The organism is Bradyrhizobium sp. 6(2017), from assembly GCF_011058295.2.
Lineage (GTDB): Bacteria > Pseudomonadota > Alphaproteobacteria > Rhizobiales > Xanthobacteraceae > Bradyrhizobium > Bradyrhizobium septentrionale.
Window position 1 is genome coordinate 2,505,398 of record NZ_CP049289.2, and the last position, 21,739, is coordinate 2,527,136.

The 21,739-nt window shown below is 60.2% G+C and carries 15 protein-coding genes and 3 pseudogenes; 11 read left to right on the forward strand and 7 right to left on the reverse strand.

The features are described from left to right. Positions 1-26 precede the first annotated feature (26 nt). Together G6P99_RS11895 and G6P99_RS11900 are read left to right on the forward strand one after the other, a co-directional pair. Positions 27-503, forward strand: coding sequence for an HPP family protein (locus G6P99_RS11895; protein ID WP_165128239.1), 477 nt, complete (start codon positions 27-29; stop codon positions 501-503). Beyond that, positions 485-3,256, forward strand: a complete 2,772-nt coding sequence (locus G6P99_RS11900) for a bifunctional acetate--CoA ligase family protein/GNAT family N-acetyltransferase (RefSeq protein ID WP_165128241.1) — start codon at positions 485-487, stop codon at positions 3,254-3,256. The genes G6P99_RS11895 and G6P99_RS11900 overlap by 19 nt, the downstream gene beginning before the upstream one ends. Here the strand turns inward: G6P99_RS11900 and G6P99_RS11905 are convergent. Continuing rightward, positions 3,226-3,636 (reverse strand): hypothetical protein, encoded by a 411-nt coding sequence (locus G6P99_RS11905; RefSeq protein WP_165128243.1) that lies wholly within the window; start codon positions 3,634-3,636, stop codon positions 3,226-3,228. The genes G6P99_RS11900 and G6P99_RS11905 overlap by 31 nt on opposite strands. 184 nt (positions 3,637-3,820) lie before the next feature. On the opposite strand from G6P99_RS11905, the gene G6P99_RS11910 reads away from it, so the two are divergent. Genes G6P99_RS11910 through G6P99_RS11920 form a run of 3 tightly spaced genes read left to right on the forward strand, consistent with a single transcriptional unit; the run spans position 3,821 to position 6,795 of the window. After that, positions 3,821-4,933, forward strand: a complete 1,113-nt coding sequence (locus tag G6P99_RS11910) for an MlaE family ABC transporter permease (protein WP_414645572.1) — start codon at positions 3,821-3,823, stop codon at positions 4,931-4,933. A gap of 2 nt (positions 4,934-4,935) precedes the next feature. Further along, positions 4,936-5,670, forward strand: a complete 735-nt coding sequence (locus tag G6P99_RS11915; RefSeq protein WP_165128245.1) for an ABC transporter ATP-binding protein — start codon at positions 4,936-4,938, stop codon at positions 5,668-5,670. A gap of 15 nt (positions 5,671-5,685) precedes the next feature. Next, the gene (locus G6P99_RS11920) at positions 5,686-6,795 is read left to right on the forward strand and encodes an ABC-type transport auxiliary lipoprotein family protein (protein WP_165128247.1); all 1,110 of its coding nucleotides are present in this window, start codon (positions 5,686-5,688) and stop codon (positions 6,793-6,795) included. Positions 6,796-6,820: 25 nt separating this feature from the next. Here G6P99_RS11920 and G6P99_RS11925 read toward each other — a convergent pair whose 3' ends face one another. Together G6P99_RS11925 and G6P99_RS11930 are read right to left on the reverse strand one after the other, a co-directional pair. After that, positions 6,821-7,999 carry an acetate/propionate family kinase gene (locus tag G6P99_RS11925; protein WP_165128249.1) on the reverse strand — a complete coding sequence of 393 codons (1,179 nt, stop codon included), beginning with the start codon at positions 7,997-7,999 and terminating at the stop codon, positions 6,821-6,823. 48 nt (positions 8,000-8,047) lie between these two features. Further along, a complete protein-coding gene (locus G6P99_RS11930) occupies positions 8,048-10,456 on the reverse strand; it encodes a phosphoketolase family protein (RefSeq protein ID WP_035977914.1) in 2,409 nt (802 codons plus the stop codon). Between the two features lie 193 nt (positions 10,457-10,649). Here G6P99_RS11930 and G6P99_RS11935 point away from each other — a divergent pair, with 193 nt between their 5' ends. Continuing rightward, positions 10,650-10,982: a hypothetical protein gene (locus G6P99_RS11935; RefSeq protein ID WP_156928919.1), complete on the forward strand. Its 333-nt coding sequence runs from the start codon at positions 10,650-10,652 to the stop codon at positions 10,980-10,982. Between the two features lie 26 nt (positions 10,983-11,008). Then, positions 11,009-11,575, forward strand: coding sequence for a hypothetical protein (locus tag G6P99_RS11940; RefSeq protein ID WP_175612289.1), 567 nt, complete (start codon positions 11,009-11,011; stop codon positions 11,573-11,575). A gap of 494 nt (positions 11,576-12,069) precedes the next feature. On the opposite strand, the gene G6P99_RS11945 is transcribed toward G6P99_RS11940, so the two are convergent. Beyond that, positions 12,070-13,320 (reverse strand): hypothetical protein, encoded by a 1,251-nt coding sequence (locus G6P99_RS11945; RefSeq protein ID WP_334261999.1) that lies wholly within the window; start codon positions 13,318-13,320, stop codon positions 12,070-12,072. Positions 13,321-14,051: 731 nt separating this feature from the next. Between G6P99_RS11945 and G6P99_RS11950 the strand changes: the two are divergent. The 3 genes and pseudogenes from G6P99_RS11950 to G6P99_RS11960 all read left to right on the forward strand — a co-directional run bounded on the left by G6P99_RS11950 (position 14,052) and on the right by G6P99_RS11960 (position 16,631). Further along, positions 14,052-14,881: pseudogene (locus tag G6P99_RS11950) on the forward strand (isocitrate lyase/phosphoenolpyruvate mutase family protein). A gap of 569 nt (positions 14,882-15,450) precedes the next feature. Further along, positions 15,451-16,290, forward strand: a pseudogene (locus G6P99_RS11955) (phosphocholine cytidylyltransferase family protein). 155 nt (positions 16,291-16,445) lie between these two features. Further along, entirely contained in the window at positions 16,446-16,631 is a 186-nt protein-coding gene (locus tag G6P99_RS11960; protein WP_029085195.1) for a hypothetical protein, read from the forward strand. A 321-nt stretch (positions 16,632-16,952) separates the two neighbouring features. On the opposite strand, the pseudogene G6P99_RS11965 reads toward G6P99_RS11960, so the two are convergent. Next, positions 16,953-17,970 (reverse strand): annotated as a pseudogene (locus tag G6P99_RS11965) (IS110 family transposase). Between the two features lie 1,135 nt (positions 17,971-19,105). On the opposite strand from G6P99_RS11965, the gene G6P99_RS11970 reads away from it, so the two are divergent. Beyond that, positions 19,106-19,438, forward strand: a complete 333-nt coding sequence (locus G6P99_RS11970; RefSeq protein WP_246709519.1) for an outer membrane protein — start codon at positions 19,106-19,108, stop codon at positions 19,436-19,438. Positions 19,439-19,881: 443 nt separating this feature from the next. Here G6P99_RS11970 and G6P99_RS11975 read toward each other — a convergent pair whose 3' ends face one another. Then, positions 19,882-20,814, reverse strand: a complete 933-nt coding sequence (locus tag G6P99_RS11975; protein WP_165129335.1) for a class I SAM-dependent methyltransferase — start codon at positions 20,812-20,814, stop codon at positions 19,882-19,884. 580 nt (positions 20,815-21,394) lie between these two features. Further along, on the reverse strand, positions 21,395-21,586 hold the full coding sequence (locus tag G6P99_RS11985) for a hypothetical protein (RefSeq protein WP_224496635.1): 192 nt from the start codon (positions 21,584-21,586) through the stop codon (positions 21,395-21,397). Positions 21,587-21,739 lie beyond the last annotated feature (153 nt).

Sequence of the window (21,739 nt, forward strand, 5' to 3'; positions counted from 1 at the left end):
GTGCCATCCAACCCAGGGGATCAGCCATGTACGAGTTTCTTCAGGAAACCGTCGCGAGCAATATGACGAAGTCGGTCCGGAGCGTCGCTCCCGAGATGAGCGTGGGCGATCTTTACCGGCTGTTCGCAAGAGACGACTATGATGCCTATCCCGTCCTGCGCGACGATATCGTGGTTGGGTTCGTCACGAAACTCGACGCCCTTAAGGTGTTCGCGCTCACGACGGATCACATATTGCCACATTATGACGATCGCATGGGGACGACAGTCGACGAGATCATGTCGTGCGATGTGATTGCAGTCGAGCCGGACACAAATCTGCAGCGTGTTCTGCAGCTGATGGTCGCACATCGGCTCAAGAGCCTGCCCGTGGTTGACGGACATCACCACCTGCTCGGAATTATCGCTCGCGAGGACGTCATGCGGGCTCTGGCGCGCTGCACGAATCGACAGGCGCCTCCGCTGGTTCCCTGCGAGACTGTTCGATGTCTACTTTTGGCTTAGAGCGGGTTCTTTTGCCGCGAACAATAGCACTTGTCGGCGGCAGCTCGCGTCCGTCGTCGTTGGGCGCGGCTGTTCTCAGGAATCTTAAGGCGAGCGGCTTTGTCGGCCGGATCGCCGTGGTCAATCCAAACTACGCTGAGATCGGCGGCGAAGCTACGTTCCCGGACATCAAGTCGCTACCGTTCGTTCCGGATCTCCTCGTGATCGCGGCGCCGGCGGCTGCGATACCCGTGATCATCTCGGACGCCGCCGCGGTCGGCGTCGGCGGCGCGGTGATCCTGTCGGCGGGTCTCGGGCACGGCGCGGGCTCGCTTGCCGAAATGGTTGCGCGGACGGCGCGCAAGCACGGCATACGCCTGATCGGGCCCAACTGTATCGGGCTGATGGTCCCGCACGCGAAGCTCAATGCGAGCTTCGCGGCCCATCGTCCATTCGACGGACGGATGGCCCTGATCTCGCAGTCCGGCGCCATTGCTGCCGCGATGATCGAATGGGCTGCGCAACGGCGGCTTGGCTTTTCCGGCATTGTCTCGATCGGCGACCAGCTCGACGTCGACGTTGCCGACCTGCTCGACTATTTCGCATTGGACGACCATACCAACGCGATCCTGCTCTATGTGGAGGCCATCAAGGATGCGCGCAAGTTCATGTCCGCAGCGCGCTCCGCGGCGCGGCTCAAGCCGGTAATCGTCGTCAAGGCGGGGAGGATGGCCCAGGGCGCCAAGGCCGCTGCCACCCACACCGGCGCGCTGGCCGGTTCAGACGCCGTCTTTGATGCAGCATTCCGCCGTGCTGGTATACTGCGTGTGTACGACCTGCGCGAACTGTTCGATTGCGCCGAGTTGCTCGGCCGCGGTTTTGTTCCACGCGGCAACCGGCTGGCGGTTTTGACCAATGGCGGCGGGCTCGGTATCCTAGCGATCGACCGGCTTGCCGAACTCGGGGGCACTCCGGCGAACTTGACGACGGAGATCATTGCTCGGCTCGATCGGGTTCTGCCGCGAGGCTGGTCTCGCGCCAATCCCGTCGATATTTCCGGCGACGCCGATGCCACTCGCTACGTGTCCGCGCTCGACGCATTGCTCGAGGACACGAACAGTGACGCGGTGCTGGTCATGAACGTGGAAACGGCGGTCGCGCCGGCCGAAGGAATCGCCGAAGCGGTGGCACAATGTGTTCTTGATCGTCGGACCAGGAAGAGCGACGTTGGCACGCTGGTGCTTGCATCGTGGGATGGTGCCGACGACCGCACGGCGGCGACCTTTGAAGCTGCCCACATCCCGCATTTTCCGACCGAGGATGATGCGGTGCGCGCCTTCACGTATCTGGTGAGATTCCGCGAAGCCTCCGTCGCACTGGCCGCAACGCCGCCCGGTATCGCCTCGACCTTAAAGCCGGAAACGGCTGCGGCGCGGCGCATAATCGCGAAGGCGCTGTCCGAAGGGCGGGAATGGCTTGACCCGGCCGAGATCGCCGCCCTGTTTGAGGCTTACGATATTCCGATGGTGCCGACGATTGCCGCGCGCGATGCCGACGATGCCGCGGAGAAGGCCGCGCCGTTCCTGGCCCGGGGACTTGTGGTGGCCGTCAAGCTGCTTTCCCGCGACGTCCGTCACAAGTCGGATATCGGCGGCGTCATTCTCGGCTTGCTGACTCGCGAAAGCATCGCCGAGGCGGCCCGGACGGTGCTCGCGCGTGCCCGGAACGCGCGTCCCGATGCCACCCTTCAGGGGGTGACGATCCAACCGATCATCGAGCGGAGGGCGGCACGCGAACTGATCGTCGGCATTGCCGACGATCCTACCTTTGGCCCCGTGATCGTGTTTGGCCGCGGTGGCACCGCGGTCGAGGTGATCAGCGATAAGGCGCTGGCGCTGCCACCGCTCGACATGAACCTGGCGCGCGACCTGGTGGGGCGGACTCGGGTCTCGCGGCTGCTTGCGGCCTATCGCGACGTGCCCGCTGTCCCCGGCGACGCCGTGCCGCTCACCCTCGTCAAGCTGGCGCAGATGGCGGCCGATATTCCGGAAGTCGCAGAGCTCGACATCAATCCGCTACTGGCAGACGAGAGCGGCGTGATTGCGCTCGACGCGCGCGTGGCAGTCCGCAGACCAGTGCGGCTGTTTGCCGGCCAGACGCGGCTCGCGGTGCGGCCTTACCCGTCTCAATGGGAAGGAGAGCTTGCCCTCAGGGGCGGCTCGCGCGTCGTGATACGGCCGTTGCGGCCGGAAGATGAGCTAATGGTCGAGAGCTTCTTCAGGCGAGTGACCGCCGAGGACCTTAGGCTTCGCTTCTTCCAGGCAATGAAGAATTTTTCGCACACGTTCATTGCACGGCTGACTCAGCTCGACTATGCGCGTGCGATGGCCTTTGCGGCGCTGGATCCGAGTACTGGCGCGATGGTGGGAGCAGTCCAGCTTCATTCGGACTCGCTCTACGAGAATGCCGAATATGCTATCCTGCTGCAGTCAGACCTCAAGGGCAAAGGACTGGGATGGGCGTTGATGCAGCTCCTGATCCATTATGCGAGGTCGGAAGGACTCAAGCGGCTGTCCGGCGAAGTGCTGGCCGAGAACACGACCATGCTGAACATGTGCCATGAGCTCGGTTTCACGGCCGCCGCAGTGCCCACCGACCACAGGATCATCAATGTCGTCCTAGACCTCTCCCTTCCGGCGATGGATGCCTTGGGGACCGACATCCTGATCCGGCGTGGGCGCGATCAAAGCGGCGAGACCGCAACGATCCGATAGGGATGCATGCCATCCGCCTCGCGGACAGAGACATATTCGCCGAGGCGAAAGCGCTCGTTGCCGAAATGATATCCGGCTTCATCGGCGGCTGCCCCTGCCACGTCGTAGTGGAATCGCCAGCTGTCGCTCGGTCCGTGCACAAGGTGGCCGAGTTCATCGTCCTCGTCGGGCCGCTGACGAACGACACGGCAGGCCTCGCGATGGGTTTTCCAAGTCTCGACATCGATCCGCGACGCCGTGTCTAGCGGAGCGACGATGATATAGCCGATCGCGGAGGCGCCCTCGGGGTGATCGTGCTCGCGTGCACGTTCGAGCCGGACCTGTCTGAATGAGTGCGGTAACGCAGTATTCGGCAAAGGCTTGAAAGCGGGGCGGTTCATCGAAATCTTCCTGAGCGTGCCCGGTGCTGACGGGCCAAACATGCCGAATCATAGGCCTCCCGCCCGCAAAGCCGTTTGATTTGCGTCAAGAACGACCTGGAGGCCGTTGAAGCAAATTGCGTTGTGTCAAACACCGCCGCCGCCAGCCTCCTATGCTTGATAGGCAAACTTGGAGTTGGTTCCCTTGCTCAGCGTACCGGCATTGACAGCGAACGCAGACGATCCACGCCTGCTAACAGCATGCGGCGCCTGGAACGTTGCCAATGTCGAGCAGTTGGAGCGGCTGTGCGAGGGGGCGGCGCGCACTGACATCGGGGCGATTGATCTGCGTCACATCACCACGCTCGACACAGTCGGGGCTTGGCTGCTTGAAAAGCTGGCCCGCGGTGGCGCAACCAGAGCAGCCCTCACCGGTGCCGACGGTCCGCACGATGACTTGTTGGAAGAGGTGCGAGGACTGAACCGCGGCGGCCCTGCGGAACGCAAATCGTTCAACCCCTTGCTGCAGAGGCTCGATCAGCTCGGCCGCGGCGGCCGGCGGCTGGCGTCCGATTCGGGGGCATTCCTCCATATGCTCGGTACCGCCAGCGCAGCCCTGCTAGGCATTCTCAGGCATCCGCGGTCGTTTCGGCTGACATCAACCGTCTACCAGCTCGGCCGAGTGGGGTGGCAAGCGGTACCGATCATAGCCCTGATCACGTTCCTGATCGGGGCCATCATCGCCCAGCAAGGGATTTTCCATTTCCGTCGCTTCGGCGCGGAATCCTATGTCGTCGACATGGTCGGCATCCTCGTGCTGCGCGAGATCGGCGTGTTGATCGTCGCCATCATGGTGGCGGGACGATCGGGGAGTGCCTATACCGCCGAGATCGGCGCAATGAAGATGCGTGAGGAGATTGATGCCCTCAGCACCATGGGGCTCGATCCGGTTGCAGTCCTGATCCTGCCACGAATCCTGGCGCTCGTGGTGGCGTTGCCGATCCTTGCCTTTCTCGGCTCGCTCGCGGCGCTCTATGGCGGCGGGCTCATCGCCTGGCTCTATGGCGGCATGAGCCCTGCAATCTTCATCGCACGTCTCCATGAGGCGGTTTCCGTCACGCATTTTGAGGTCGGCATCATCAAGGCGCCGTTCATGGCGCTCGTGATCGGGCTTGTCGCGGCCGTGGAGGGGCTGAGCGTCAAGGGCAGCGCGGAGTCGCTCGGGGAGCGAACGACCGCCTCGGTGGTGAAATCGATCTTCCTGGTGATCGTGCTCGACGGACTGTTTGCAGTCTTCTTCGCCTCGATCGGGATGTAGCCATGACCGACGCCCCGGCGATACACATACGGGACCTCGTGGTCGGCTTTGGCAAGAAGATCATCCTCGATCACCTCGACCTCGATGTGAAGGACGGGGAAATTCTTGGCCTCGTAGGGGCATCCGGTGGCGGAAAATCTGTACTGATGCGAACGTTGGTGGGATTGCTGCCAAAGCGCAGCGGGCAGATCGATTTCGCAAGCGGCAGCCTTGAACGTCGTTGGGGCATCCTGTTCCAGCAGGGAGCGCTGTTCTCGGCGCTGACGGCTCGACAGAACATTCAGTTTCCTCTGCGCGAGCGCGCGCGGCTTTCGCCGCGGCTGCTTGACGAAATTGCGGACGCAAAACTCGAGATGGTCGGCCTCGCGCGCGAAGACGGGGACAAGTTTCCGTCCGAGCTCTCGGGCGGCATGACCAAGCGTGTTGCGCTTGCCAGGGCACTGGCGCTCGATCCAGCGCTGCTCTTTCTCGATGAGCCGACATCCGGCCTCGATCCGATCGCGGCCGGCGAGTTTGACGCCCTCATCCGGACGTTGCACCGGACGCTGCGCTTCACTGTCTTCATGGTGACGCATGATTTGAACAGCCTACAAGCCGTCTGCGATCGCGTTGCCGCGCTCGCAGACGGCAGGATCGCAGCGATCGGATCGCTGCCCTCCGTGCTCGAGTCCGATCATCCTTGGGTCAATGCCTACTTTCATGGTGCCCGCGCGCAAATGCTCGGCTTGGGCAGCTAGACGAGAGAGAAACACATGGAAATTCGCGCGCCCTACATTATTGTCGGTGCATTCGTATTATCGGCAATCGTCGCGGTGTTCGGCTTTGTCTATTGGCTGAACAATGTCGGTGGCATTGGCAAGCGGGAGACGTATCAGCTTGTTTTCACCGATCCCGTGTCTGGGCTCCTCGTTGGTGCAGGCGTCCTCTTCAACGGTATCCGCGTCGGCGAGGTGACTGCACTTGAGCTGATGCCGGAACGCCCGCGCGAGGTTCGCGCCACGATCGCGGTCGCTGAGCACACGCCGGTGCATAGCGACACGCGCGTTGGTCTCGATTTCCAGGGGTTGACTGGTGTTCCCGTGATTGCGCTGGAAGGTGGTGATGATCCCGCGTCGCCGCCGGCGCGCGGGCCGCTGGTGGCCGAAAAGGGCGCCGGCCGGAGCATGACGCAGGCCGCGCGCGATGCCCTGCGCCGGGTGGATGCCGTTCTGTCTGAAAATGCGGCGCCGCTGCATAGCACGATCGATAATCTAAGTACGTTTGCTGAAGGACTCGCGCGCAACACCTCCAAGCTTGACGGCATCGTGGCAGGGCTGGAGCGCATGACGGGCGGCGGTACGCCCGCGCCGCGCAAGGTAGTCTACGACCTTCACGCCGTGGACAGCTTCGGGTTGCAACACCATGCAGCTCTGCCTGCGCCGTTGATCATAGCTGAGCCGACCGCGATTACCCACCTGCAGACCCAGCGTTTTCTGTTCTCGCCGGAGGAAGAAAATCAAGGGTTTGAGGCCGTGCAATGGAGCGACAGCCTTCCGGCGCTGGTGCAGGCGCGACTACTGCAGAGCTTCGAGAATTACGACATCGCACATGCGCCGTTCCGCGCCGACAGCGGCGTAGAAAGTGCGTCACGTCTGCTGATCGATCTCCGTCGTTTTGAAATCGTGCTCGGAACCCAGCCGCGCGCGATCATCTCCTTCTCTGCGAAGATAGTGGACCAGAATGGTCAGGTAAAGGTTGCAAAGATTCTCGATGACTCCGAAGAGATGACCTCACTGACGCCGCCTGAGGCGGCAGCCGCATTTGATCGGGCCTTCGGCGCGCTCGCACGCGAGCTCGTGATGTGGGTTGCGGCGACGGATTGAATAGGGCGGTTGTAGTGGGCGCAACCTAGCCACCTGCAGCCAGCAGGCTGCGGCAGTGCCGCGCAATGCTGATCTCCTCGTTGGTGGGAATGACCAGCACATCCACCGGGCTGCCCTTCGCAGCGATACGCTGCTTGCTCAGCGCATTTGCGGCCATATCCATCTTGACGCCAAGCCAGGCGAGACGATCACAGATGCGTTGCCTTATTTCAGCGGCGTGTTCACCGATGCCGCCGGTGAACACGAGGCCGTCAAGTCCGTTGAGCGAGGTCGCCATCACAGCGACCTCCGCGGCAACCCGGAACGTGAAGAGATCGATCGCGTCGCGTGCGGCGGCTTCCGGGCTTGCCAGCAGGGCGCGCATATCGGCCGAGATGCCGGACACGCCAAGCAGGCCCGACTTTTCGTACAATAAATGCTGGACCTCGTCGGCGGACATCTTCGCTTCTTGCAACAAATAGAGCAGCACGCCCGGATCGATCGTGCCGCAGCGTGTTCCCATGACGAGACCGTCGAGTGGGGTCAGTCCCATGGTGGTGTCGACGCTCTTGCCCTCGTGCAAGGCACAGAGGCTGGCGCCATTGCCGAGATGTGCCACCACCGTGTGCTTCTGCGTCGGTGCGAGTGCGGCGAGGCGGCCCGCGACATATTCGAAAGAGAGCCCGTGAAAACCATAGCGCCGGATGCCGCGGTCTTCGAAATGGCGCGGAATGGCAAAGCGGCTCGCAAGCGGCGTCAGGTTGTGATGGAAGGCTGTATCGAAGCAGGCGATTTGCGCGAGGCCTGGCCGCAGCGACTGCACCGCACAAACCGGTGTCAGACAGCGCGGCTGGTGCAGCGGGGCGAGCGGGGTCAACGCGTCCATCGCGGCGAGAGCTTGGTCGTCGATCATGATGGGGCGAAAGAAGTCGCGTCCGCCATGCACGACACGATGGCCAACCGCGACAAGCCTGTTCCCGGCGAGATGCCCGTCAATCCAGGTCAAGATGCCGCTGAGCAGATCGACCCGCTGTCCTTCGCCGCCGGGAAGGCCTTTCTTGAACAGCTGTGTTCCGGACGCATCGGTCACCACGATGTGTGGCGCCGTTTGCTGCTCGTCGATCAGGCCCTTACACTTCAGTTCCGGCTCGACGGGTTCAATGTCGAACAAGCCGAACTTGATGCTGGAAGAGCCTGCATTCAGCACCAGGACATGATCGGACATCGGCGGTCTCTTTCGTGCTCGCTGCAGATGCGCCTTTCAAATCCTCGATCACCGCAGTGTCGTACCACCTGCGCCGTTGCACCACGCCCAGTCTCGGATCTCCGGCATATCTTCGCCGTGCTCGCGCACGTAACGCGAATGCTCGGTCAGCCTGTCGCGGAATCCCTGCTTGACGTGGGCCGCGCTGATGTCGAGCCCCGGCACCCGCTCGATCGCCTCGATCGCAAGATGGAAGCGGTCAAGCCCGTTCAACACCACCATGTCGAATGGTGTCGTGGTGGTGCCTTCCTCAGCGAAACCGCGCACATGCATGCCGGCATGATTGGCGCGGTTATAGGTCAGGCGGTGGATCAGATAGGGATAGCCGTGATAGGCGAAAATCACCGGTTTGTCTCGCGTGAACAGGCTGTCGAAGTCGCGGTCGGACAGCCCGTGTGGATGCTGCTCCTTCGGCTGCAACGTCATCAGGTCGACGACGTTCACCACGCGAATCTTTAGGTCCGGCAGCGCCTTGTGCAGCAGATCGACTGCGGCGAGTGTCTCCAGCGTTGGAACGTCGCCGGCGCAAGCCATTACCACATCCGGCTCGGCGTTGGGCGGCTCGGTGCCGGCCCATTTCCAGATGCCGATGCCCGCCTCGCAATGATTGATCGCCTCACGCATCGAAAGCCATTGCGGAGCGGGCTGCTTGCCCGCGACGATCACGTTGATGCGATCGTAGGTGCGCAGGCAATGATCGGAGACCCACAGCAGAGTATTGCCATCGGGTGGAAAGTAGACGCGGACGATATCGGCCTTCTTGTTGGTGACGAGATCAACGAAGCCGGGATCCTGATGGCTGAAACCGTTGTGATCCTGTCGCCAGACATGCGAGGTCAGGAGATAGTTCAGCGAGGCGATAGGACGCCGCCACGGCAGCGCGCGCGAAACCTTCAGCCACTTGGCGTGCTGGTTGAACATCGAATCCACGATGTGGATGAAAGCCTCATAGCAGGAGAAGAAGCCGTGACGGCCGGTGAGCAGGTAGCCTTCGAGCCAGCCCTGGCAGAGATGCTCGCTCAGCACCTCCATCACGCGGCCGTCGTGCGCGAGGTGGACGTCGTAGGGCTCGATCCCTTCCATCCAGACCCGGTCGGTGGCTTCGAACACCGCGTCCAGCCGGTTGGACGAGGTTTCGTCCGGGCCCATGATACGGAAGTTGCGGGCGTTCGCATTGAGACTCACGACTTCGCGCAGAAACTTGCCGAGCTCGCGAGTGGCCTCGGCGACCACGCCCCCGGGGCTCGGAACGTCGACGGCATAGCTGCGGAAATCCGGTAGCTTGAGCTCACGCTTGAGCATGCCGCCATTGGCGTGCGGATTGGCCCCCATCCGGCGGTTGCCAGCCGGAGCGAGCGCCTGCAAATCCGGTTCGAGCCGGCCGTCCCCATCGAACAGCTTGCCCGGCTCGTAGCTCCTCATCCAGTGCTCAAGCAGCTTCAAATGCTCGGGATTGCCTCGCGGATTGGTGATCGGCACCTGATGGGCGCGCCAAAATCCCTCAACCTTCAATCCATCAACTTCTTTCGGGCCCGTCCAGCCCTTTGGACTGCGCAGTACGATCATCGGCCACTTGGCGCGCCGAAAGCCCGCAGCCTGTTGGCGTGCATGTTGCTGGATGGAACGGATATTGGCGAGCGCTACGTCTAGCGTGTCGGCCATCAGCCGGTGCATGGCGTGCGGATCGTCACCTTCGACGAACAGCGGCTCGTAGCCGTAGCCGATGAAGAGGCTGCGGACTTCCTCGTCATCCATCCGCCCCAGCACGGTAGGATTTGTAATCTTGTAGCCGTTGAGGTGCAGGATCGGCAGCACTGCGCCGTCATGCATCGGATTCAAGAACTTGTTGGAGTGCCAGGACGCCGCGAGTGGGCCGGTTTCCGCCTCGCCGTCGCCGACGACGCAAACGGCGATCAAATCAGGGTTGTCGAACACTGCGCCATACGCGTGCACCAGCGCATATCCCAGCTCGCCGCCTTCGTGAATTGAACCCGGCGTTTCCGGCGCCGCGTGGCTCGGAATGCCTCCGGGGAAGGAGAACTGACGGAACAACTTTTGCAAGCCATCCAGGTCGCGCGTCACCTCCGGATAGATTTCCGTGTATGTGCCCTCCAGATAGGTATTGGCGACCATGCCGGGACCGCCATGCCCGGGACCGCAGACATAGATGACGTTGAGATCGGACGCTTGGATCGCACGATTGAGATGAGCGTAGATAAAGTTGAGCCCCGGTGTGGTGCCCCAATGACCAAGCAATCGCGGCTTGATGTGCTCGGGTTTAAGCGGCTCGCTCAGAAGTGGGTTTGCCAGCAGGTAGATCTGGCCAATGGAAAGGAAATTGGCGGCTCGCCAGTAACGGTCGAGCAACTCGAGATCTTTGACCTGCGCTCGCTCATTTGGACCCGTGACTGATTGCATGCCGCTCTCCCGAGGAAGGGGTCAGGAATGACCTCAAAATCTGCTAATCGGTTCCGAGTTAAAAGGCCAATGTGACGGGAATAGCTTGAGCCAGCTCAAAGATGCTGGCCAATGCTCGCCCGAGCCTCATTGTTCCCGGCAACGGTGGGCTATCACGCCTTCGCGAAGCCGCTCAGACGGCCGACGGCCGAAAGTGGAAAAGACAGGCCCCACGCTGCCCCTCCGGAAAGTTCCCGTCGTCTTCTGCTGCGGATTGACCCTGCTCAATGCGTCTGTTCGGGCAATCGCGGATGCTGCCAGTATTCTCATCCTCCTGACGAGCGTCACCATGGCCGATCAAGCGAAATTGCCCATTGTCGAACAAGCAGAGCCTCACCAAGACACTCCAACTGTCAGTCGCGCGGAGCAGCCCGCTGATCGCCACTGGTTCCTGGACAAATTGGAAGATGACGAAGTTCGCGAGGCCCTGAAAGGCAGCGCGGCACTCGCCCCTTGCCACACAGAAACAGGTTGGGGCGGTGCTTGAGCGAAACAGTGGATAGGAGGGGGCATATGACCGGTCCCCGGTCCGCTCGCTCCGGTTCGATGCCGAGCCCCGAGCATCACGTCGACAGAGCTGATGCGCTTCCAGGTCAACAACCCGAGAGCGCTGAAGTTGATTCTCGCGCGCCCGAGGCCTTGCGCAGGATACTGATGTCGCCAAGCTATCAGGAGGCGGATCAGGATGCCGATTTCATGCAGAGCGAGGCGACGCGCGGCGTCCGCCTTCAGCTCGATTTCCTCAAGACAGAAGCCCTGCTCCGGGAGCGACAGATAGCCCATACCATCGTCGTCTTTGGCAGCACGCGCGTTTGTGAGGCGCAAGCGGCCCAACGGACGGTCGAAGCGATAGCTGGACGGCTGTTGTCGAATCCCGAAGATGAAGGGCTGCGGCGTCGTCTACACGCGAAGCCGTGCGTAACGATGATCACGACACCGGGGCTTGGTGCGAGTTGGGCCAGCCGCAACAGTCATCTTATCCGGCAGCCGCGATACCGGCTCAGGCGCCGGCGTATGATTTCGGACATGTCGTCGCCTTGGGCTTCAATCACGGCCCGCAACGCGCCCCCGACGTCCTGATCGGCGCACTGAATAGAAGAGGAATGCTGCCGCAGTCATTCCAGCAGCCGACAGTCTGATTATTCATGGTCAGCCCTATATGGCGGTGTTGGGGCCAGGGATGAGGGAAGTGACCCCCAACAATCCGTTCAGCGCGAACATTATTCTGATGCCCCAATTTATAGGCGGCTAAGTCGGCGGCGAGAGGCTAGGCGCGATTCTTCCACCTTACCACCTGCGGTACGCGCTTGATCCACATACCGCACGATGTTCTTCATGGGCCAGCGGCAGTCACGGTGTCGATCCACCGTTCGGGCAGATCGACAGCGCTGACAGGTTCGCTTTTAAGCCCGTCGCTCGGTGTCGAAGCGTCCGATTGGCTGGTCGATCACAGCCCGGCACCCACGATCCGGCGAGCGCGGGGTCGTGAGCGAGCCGACCCACGTCGTTCACGCGTCCTGGTACCCAACCAAGGTTCTGGTGCCGGCAAGCGACGCGCCAGCAGACCAAGCGCATTACCGAGTTCGCCGTCGCGAATGCGCACGACCGCTCAGTCGATCCTGGAGTGCCTGCCGATCGGCGACGAGGTTGTCGAGGTGAAGCGGCTCGTCATCAGGCCGCTGCCCTTCCGCCAATCGTCTCGCCAGCGTCCGTGTGCCGTCCACCACAAAGACGCCGCAATCACAATTGTTCTCCTGCCGGTTCATGCGCGCGGTCTCGAGGCGAGCGCCCAGCCTGACTGCGAGTTCTCTTGCCCGGTCAGCGTGAGAACGCTTCGGCAAGGAGTCGTAGTGATAGGCAACGATCCCTTCCGGCTCGCGGCGATCAACGAGCAGCAGCGTCCAATGCGTACCGTCGCTGCTACTGACACCGCCATTGTTCACTGGCACGAACAGGAAGTTGGCGGTATCGTTACCATGCTCGTCATTGACGATCGCCAGCAAGGTTTCCTGCACGACGTTCGCGTCATCGGTCAAGCGCAGCAGATGAGCTTCCGCGGGCCGCAGAAACCGGGTGTGGGCGGCCAGATCCGGATTGTCCCTCTGCAATTCCCGCTCCAGGAGTGTGTAATCCGCCGTGATATGCTCGTCACCCAGCCACTGCGTGCGGCGGAGCGCCAGCGGACGCTGCACTGGGACGCCCGATCCGGAGGCCTGTTCATCCGGCTGATCCAGAGGGCCGGACGAGCTTTCGCGACGACTTTTGCCAATCCCTGACTTGAAACATGACCACAGCCCACAGCCTTTGGCACCCTTCGTCGGCATCGCAGACGTCGCAGCCTTGGTCGATGACGATGTTTTTCGCATATCTCCCGCGAAGCCTTCGATGCCCACTGCTGCGGGCTCGTGGGATTCGAAGCTAGATCCAGGGATGAGCGTAATATCAAGTCCTGCCGGATTATTTGGGGTCGGGTGCCTTGTTCCTTGCCCCAGCTTCGTCGTGTAAGGCCGACCATGGATGTAAAAATGTGTTCGCGACTGGAGCGGTGACGTCGGCAGGAGGCCTTTTCTGCTCAGTACACCGATCAGGACATCGGAGGCTGATCGGCAACCATGGTCCCATGCCAAGCCGACGATATGCGTGAAGTCTTGCGCACGCGGGAAGTCCTCCGTTGGCACGCTGGCCTGTATCTCAACCGCGGGGCATGACAACAGGGCGGGCAGATCCAGGTGGCTCGAAGCGGTGCTGAACCCAGGAGATGCCGGTCGCTCAAGATGGCCGAAGGTCGGGGATGGTTCGGCGCTTGCAGACTGCGATGGCGACATCGGCTGTGTCCTCCCAAAAGGTCCCATCCCGCGCTTGGTTGAATCGAAGGCGCCCGGCAATAACCTCGAACGTCAGGCGCTGGAGCCCCGGATCGGAGACCACGCTGTGCCGAGCACTATCAGCCTCACACCTCGATCAAGGGACGGCACGGGCATCGTGGCCGGAAGGACCCTCGAATTCGTTTCAACAAGAGAGACAAGGACCTTGGATCCGTCTCGCACGCCCTCCCCACGCTCATGATCCGCGAGCTGAACGGAGTTAGACAGGAACGCGACACGATCGATTAGATAATTTCCGTGCAACGCGACCGAGTCCTGATCGCGAGTCCGCGCGGGTGTACTCTGAAACGCCAAACGCACACTTGAGCGCTACAAAATGCGAACGAACTGAACCCTTAGCGCGTCAGGTAGTCTCACAACCGCGCAGAATACAAAATACAGAAAGGAACTCGGTTGGCGCATGGGTTACAGTGCGTCCTTCAACGATCGGACATCATGTGATTGCTTGGCTTACCTACGAATCCTGCTCGTCCGGTGCGAGACGCAACAATTTTGCGGCACAGTCAACTACCAACCCGCGTAATTGATCTTGATGACAGAAACATGTCACCTTCCGCCGCTGAATATCGGCCGACCAAACGCACGAACAAGGAATCGGCATGCAAGACCAATCACAGCAATCTGTTCCCGCGAGTGGCTCCGGTCCGCGCGCTGATTCCTTACTCACTGAAATGCTGCGTGCTCAGGTCTGCTCCAGCAGCGAAGTCTCGTTCCTCATGGAAGCGCATGACGGCCTCTCCGCCGCAATCGCCAAGCGCGTGAGTTCAAGGGTCTCTGGGCGTCGGGCCTGTCAATTGCCTGCTCGTTGGGCTGCCGCGACGCCAATGAAGCGTCCTGGAGCCAACTCGCCGACGTAGAACGAGCTTCCTGTGCTTGTTGTCGGGGATGGCGGCTTCGGGCACTTCAACAATGCTCGTCTATTGGCACGCACACTCCGTCAGCGTGGCGCTGCCGGGATTGCGCTGGAAGACAGCTATTTCCCGAAGACGAACTCGCTTATTGGCGAGCGGCATCCCCTCGCCGATATCGACGAATTCTCCAGCCGCCCGCTTGCGTGCCGTGAAGGATACGGTCGCGGACGATTTGGTGCTTGTTGCCCGCATCGAAGCGTTGATTGTCGGGCATGAAATGGAAGAAGCCGTTTTGCGCACTCACGCTTGCGTGGATGCGGGAGCCAATGCGATCCTCATTCACTCGCGAAAGAGCGCCGCAGACGAGATCCTTGCGTTCACGCACGCCTGCCAGAACAGGTTGCCGGTCGTGATCGTTCCAACGAAATACTATCGAACATCGGTCTCTGCTTATTGTAAAGCACGCATCGCGACGGTGATCTGGGCCAACCATTCCATGCGAGCGGCAATGCGGCAGGTCTGCGGCCGCAGCTGAGGGGAACACTGTCAGCATTGAGTCCGATATCGCGACACTCGACGAGGTCTTGAGGAACGACGAATTCGCAAGTGCAGAAGCGCGCTATCTTCGCCCTGCTGACTTAAGGCAATAGCTTCTCTAACATACTCATTCTCGAAGGACCACCGCCATGCAACTGGCTGCCTTGCCATCATGCTCAAGCGCGCTTATCAGCAAGTCGCAGGTTTTCACTCCTGAAATTGGGCATACCATCGACTGCCGCGACAGCTCATACGCGGCCGATCTGCCCATTGCCGCAATATCTCGGCCGATCTCCCCACCTCAACGACCATCCAGTCACCGACGAAGGGTCACGAGCGCATTTCTCTCTCGGAGAAACCCCAACGCGGACGATGATCCGCGCTTCCGAAGATGTGGATCCGCTTTTCACGAAGCCCGTAGACCCCACACAGCAGCAGAACAACCGACATTGTGGGACCTTTGGAGAGCGCGTGGGGTTGGCTCAGCGGACAGTCTTGTTCACATCGTCGGGCGCCGCTGCGGCGAGGACTGCCGCCAAGACCCCTCGGTCTGAGGGAGTTGCCCATCCCCTCACAGGAGCTCTGCCGGGACCAGATTAACTACCGAAATCGCGGTGACGATCCGTGTCGTTTACGCTTGGGAGTGAGGACGCGATATCAAACAACGACGAAGGGGAATGAAATGACCACCGATGCTCCGAAGAAAGCCGTCATTCTGGCCGCGGGCTTCGGCTCCCGTTTGCGGCCGCTGACCGATCTGCGGCCCAAGCCGCTTGTCGAGGTCAATGAAACGCCGATACTCCATAACGCGCTGCGAAACTTGGAAGCGGTGGCGTGGAAGAAGTCACAATTGTATGGGCTACCGCAAGGACGCTATTCAATATGCCTGCGGCAGCCGCTTTGGCGAGCTCGAAATCAACTCTGTCGAATCGTCCGGGTTCGACCGCAAGCAGCGCCTATTCTCTTTGGCTGGCGCGCGACGCGCTTTTTTCCGGAGACTGCTTCATTGTCGAAGGGTGACGTCTTCTTTGAAGAGGATGCGTTGCGCTACTTAATGATGAGCCAAGCAACCGACGTGGCTGCAGTTGCTCCCTTCAATGAATCGATGGAAGGTTCGGCGGTCTTGTTGTCGGATAGCGGCGTCATCACGAGTTTCCGCATGAAACAGACCGCAGCTAACCTTGTCGCGGATGGCCCAAGACGTTTCAAGACGATGAACCTGCTACGATTGTCAGCGACGACGCTGAGAGCAACGATCGTTCCAGCGCTAGATGATCTCATCGGATCTGGAGCTACGCAGGCCTACACAGAGGCGCTCCTTGCCAGCCTGGTGGAAAGACGAGGCTTACGGATTGCAGCGTCGCGCTGCGACGGTCTCAGGTGGTACGAAATCGACAGCACCGAAGATCTGCCTATCGCGGAGCGCATCTTCACAAGAGCGCCCGCCTTCGATCGCGCCGGGCTACAGAATAGGCGGAGGGTCCAACGCCAAGATACCTTCGGTATCCAGAAAACGCCATAATGTGTTTCGGCGTGGAAGAGTGTCCGCGCCATGGTGAGGTCACTGTACCGGACCTCGTTTTCCCGGGCTTTAGGCAGGCTCCGCAGCGCTCTGGACTGCCAACCGCAGGGCACGCACTCCGGCACACCTACAAATCGCTGACGACCGCGTTGGGGGTGCCGGACATCCTCTCCAGCATCCTGCTGGGCCACGCCGTGCCCGGCATCAGCGGGCGCTATATCGGCGAGCTAGCCATGCTGCGCTCGACTGAGTTACGCGAGGCGCAAGAGAAGATCAGCGCTCACGTGTTCAAGCTTCTCGGGTTGAAGCTTCCACGGGGTAAGATGAGGGCCGCCGGCTAAGTCGGGGGCCTAAGCCGTCGTCCGTGAAGAATGCAGATCAGTCTGAGAGTCTGACTCATATGTGGAACGGCCCGGGCTGCAAGGTCTTTCTCTGATTGAACAAGGAATGGCGGTGCGGTCATATGTTCGGCCTGTGAACGCGGCACCTGGCCGCTGGCCACGATGATGTCCGCGGAAGCAATCGCCCAATCAATTTTGCGCGCTCGAAGCGCAGTGAGTCAGGCGGTCTGATTGCTACCGGGAATGTCGTCATTCAGTGTTCATCCAGATTGCACCCTGCCTCCTCGGCGGCTTTCCTTTTCCGCCGATGAGCTCTTAAGATTAAGATTTCAGCATTGCGGCCGGTGCCTGATAGATGCGCCTTTGACTAGCAACGCCCAGATGGTGCGCGCAATCTTGTTGGCTAACGCCACTGATACGACCTTGACCGGCCGGCGTTGCAGCATGGTCCGAACCCAGAGCCTCGTTTGGCAAGCTTGATGATAGAAGTTGCACCGACGATTAAGAGCGTCCGTAGTTGCCGATTTCCCCGCTTCGATATCGCGCCGAGCCTTTCTTTCCCACCGCTCGATTGTGCCCTCGGCGTCAGACCCATCCAAGCCGCAAAATCTCGTGCAGTGGCAAAGCCACGAGCATCCAAGACCGATGTCCGAACGGTAGCGGCGATGAGAGGACCAACACCGGGAATGCTCATCAGACGCCTCGCATCGGGATCCTTTCTGACGGCAACCAAAATCTCTCTATCGAGCTTCTCTATGCGGTTTGTAAGTAGCTCAATCTGTTCAGCGAAATGGATCAGGGCAAAGCGGGCGGTGGCGGGGATCCTGTCGTCTTCCCCCTCCCGGAGCAATCCCAGAAGTTTCGCGATGCTTGCCATGCCCGTCCCCGCAATAATACCCAACTCGGCCATGTGAGCGCGCAGAGCATTGGCAGTCTGGCTCCGCTGTCTGATCAGCAGCTCTCGCGCCCGCAGAATCATACCGGCGGCTTGTTGTTCGGCAGTCTTCATCGGTACGAACCGCATCGTCGGACGGGTGACAGCCTCACAAATGGCTTCTGCATCAGCCATGTCGGTCTTATTTCGTTTGACATAAGGCTTCACATAGGCCGGTGGCATCATGCGGACCGAATGCCCCAGGGCCGCGATTTCGCGCGCCCAATGATGTGCACTCGCACAAGCCTCCATGCCGACCAGGCAAGAGGAGAGCGCTCGAAAGAATGGCAGCACCTGCGATCGTCGCAACATGCGGCGAACCAATACTCTCCCGTCGTTGCCGATCCCGTGCACTTGGAAGATCGACTTAGCCAAATCCAAACCTACTGTGATAATCTTCTCCATTGGAACGGTCCTTCCCTTGTGGCGCCTCTCGAAGCGACCACGTTAGGCACTTTTGATGCCGGTTCGAAGGGCCGTTCCACACCATCAAAATTCATGACTTGATGTTGGCCGATCTGCGGCGACGAACGTGGGCTCGCGCGCGGTTCTATTTGGCGCCGCGTCCAGTCGAAGGCCTGGCAGACTTCCGGACGGACAAATAAAAGCCTTCGCGTTGATTGCTCGATCGCTGCTGCGGAAACGTCTTGCTTCGTAGCCACGAGCTTCCAGTTTCCCGGTGTCGCATCAGCCGGGAGCCCATCGGACTTCCGGACATACATATAAAGCGTCTTGTCGAGCGTGTTCTGGTAAATTTGTAGCTCGTTGCAGATCGAAATCAACATCGCCGAGGGCGACCATCCTGCACCGTTCTTGCGCGCACTATGAAGTGACTGGTGCGGACGTTCGGATTTGAACCGAAGTTTCCAGAGTGGAAGTCTGGCGCTCTACCTTTGAACTCATCCTGATCCAGCGAGTTGTCGTAAATGCGACATCGGTTTTGATGGGTAGAGGTTGCGGGCTGGCCCAAATCTACCTGTCTTGCCGCCAATACGGCAGTGCGATCGAAAAAAAAGCGCAGGCAATGCGCATTGCGGCCGCTGGCACACGTCGTGCACACACCGTGAAGCGGCGCCAGCTAAGTCGGATCATTCGCTTTAGTTGCGAGTGGCGCGCGCCTCTTGAGGCGATATGCGATATAAACTTCTTTGTTTTGTAGCCGCAACAGCCTCGCTCGTTGCAAGCGGCGCCGCTCATTCGGCCGATCTCGGAGTCACAGTGAAGGCGCCGCCGGCTCTATGGAGGTGGACCGGCGGATACATAGGAGGGTCCTTCGGCGGGGGCTACGGCCGGACATCGTTCACTGACCCCTATGGCCCCTTGATTTTCGGTGACGTAGTCGACACCCCTCTGTTCGTGGCCGGAAGTCAGATTGGCTACAATTGGCAGAGGGAGCGCTGGGTTTTTGGCCTCGAATTGGATAGCAGTGGCGCAATCTCCGAGGGTACAAACACCTGTCTTGCCGTCTCCGGCATCATCGTGAGCGCAAACTGCAAAGCAGGTCCAGACGTCTTTGCGACCGGGACCGGTCGGCTGGGTTATGCCTTTGGCCCGCAACGGCCGCACACTAGCCTATCTCAGGCTAGGCGTGGCATGGCAGCACAATCGCGGCGATATCGTCAGTAACAACGAACCTGGCGAGGCGCCACAGAATGCCACACATTTCGATGACAGTCGTTTCGGTGGCACAATCGGCGCAGGCATCGAGCAAGCGCTCACGCCAGAATGGTCCGTCAAATTCGAGTACGACTATCTGAGGTTCGGCGGACCAAGTGTGGCGACCCCTCCAACACACAATATCCGCCCTCTTTGGTGGTCTCAGCCAATATCACTAGCCTGTCCAGCAGCTATCACGTCGGTAAGGTTGGTCTGAACCGGGGACGCCGGAATGGTCCGATCCACCGCTCTACGGGACAAAGCCGGCCGTTAGCGTTCGCGGTTTTGTTTCGCTTACAGGCACTCCGTCGATCCTGACGTCTCCGACGTCAGGATCGACGGACGATTGATGGTCAATAGCGTGGTCTTGTCAGGTCCCGAGCCACCCTACGAGCGCGATCAATGAAGCTTGCCGCACTTCGAGCGATACGTTGGAAACGGCAACACGCCGCACTCGATCCTAGAAATCTGACGCAGCGTCGATCTCGACGTACGGCACGGCAACACATGGATTTGCAGTCGGCGAAGTCGTCATAGCCAAGGCTTCTCTGTAAGACTACCGACCTGACAGAAAGGAATCATTCCGGAAGTCAGGCATAATCCACTTCGGTGCACAGTTCCCCGGGGCACACCCACAGCTATCCTCGGAAAAGGAACCCGTCACGGCTCCAACGCAACCTGCAAGCCCGCGTTGCCTCCAATATGCACATAACGGGGCCCGATAGGCCGACCCCTGCCGCTGGCGACGGTGACAATGTTTTCCAGAGGGGTGGCGCGCGCATCTATCTCAGGGCGGGACAAGAGCAAATCGGCGTGAAGCAGCCCTTCCGATTCAAGACCGGTAGTATCGACGCCAAGAGCCGCCAAGGTGGCCAAACAACTTTCAAACTCTTCAGCATCGCGAAAGCGACGTTGGATAAATGTCGCGCCGGTAAGACGTTCCGTTACAAGGCCACGCTTCGCGAGCGTTGCAGCCAGAGAATCAAATGGGAACATTCGTAGCACGAATGAGATAATCCATGGACGCTTCTCTGTCGCGTCGAGAATTTTGCTGAACGTCTTCTCGGTAACGTAGCCGATGCACCCCGTCGACATGATAACGTCAGTGGGGCGGATGATAAGCGCGCTGTCCGTCGATAGCGTCTCCTTTTCAAGATCAGCGACAATACCCTGCTCAAGGAGACCGACACCTGTTGCATAGCTGATCGCCGGTGCCGATACATCGAGACCGATAAATCGCGCCAGTCCGACATCGGGCCAAGACGCATAGAAACTGCGATCAAGACGCACCAGTGTCTCAGAGCTGATTGCCCTCATCTCGCGCCGAGCGTAGCGATGACGCAAGCCCCCGAACGTCAATGGAAACCGATGCACCGCAGCGTTGATGCCGTATGAACAGCCAATGTCAAGCACGGTCGGCTTAACGCCAGTTGCCGTTACGTTCGCCGCGAGAATCTGGCGCACAACCGGCTCAGCCACGTCCGGGATCATGTAATCCAGGTCTCCCAGCACGGTGAAATATGCCCTGGGATCATCCGAAGCATAAATATCATCGAAGACAGCCTTAGACCGATTGATACGCGGAAAATCTATTCGCAACCCGATGCCTCCTATTTCGTTTTGCAAGCCAGTCGACGGCTGTGCCTTCAAGCGACTCGGTGCCTTGTCGCAGAGATTGGCCGACGCATAAACCCCACCGTTTTTTCAATCGCGCTTCGTGAAGCAGGGGGGCTGAGAGTATGTATGAGAGGATGGAGCGACGCTCTAAAGGCCGCGAGGTTCTTCAGCATCCAAGTTGTGACGTTGATGGCTTCTTGAGTGTCGATCGGCAGCGATCGCAATGACCACACGTTGATGGCACGATGATGGCCGGAGTGAGCACAGAGCGATGCGCTGCCTCGTTCGATCCTGTCGATTGCCATCGTCTCGATCGTTGGGTATAGGCAAGCGCCGAATAAGGCGAGAATGGCGCACCTTTCGTATAGCGTGTTCCAAGCGTTGTGCTCATTGTCAGCCCGATAGGCGGCAGCCATCACATCGTAATCGATCGCTTCACTACCGTTTCCTTGAACGGCGATTTAAAATGCGAGGACTTTTGCTTCCTCATTCGCGCCCAGAGGCTCGATGGACTGCTCCGCATTGGTGATCGGCCCCCTTCAGTCGGGCTCCTCGGTCACGGCGATCCTTGCCACGTGCGCGTAAACGCCAACTCGGCGTCGTTCTCGATCATATGATCGAGCAACGTCTTCATGTCACTTTGATCGGAAGCCGACTGAAACGGCCCAGGCTGACGCTCGATCGCAGCACCGCGATCGCGAACGCTTTTTTTCACCAGATGCAGATCGCGTCCTGTGAACGCCGCCACGCCGGCCTCCTTAACCGTACATCGATTCACAATCCATTCTAGCCGATCAGCCATACCGCACCGTAACGGCAACGATGTTCCGGCTGAGAGCCGCGCAGCCCTGACAACCTGACTCCTGTCTGGCGGGCACCGCCCCGCTGCCCTTGGCGCTGA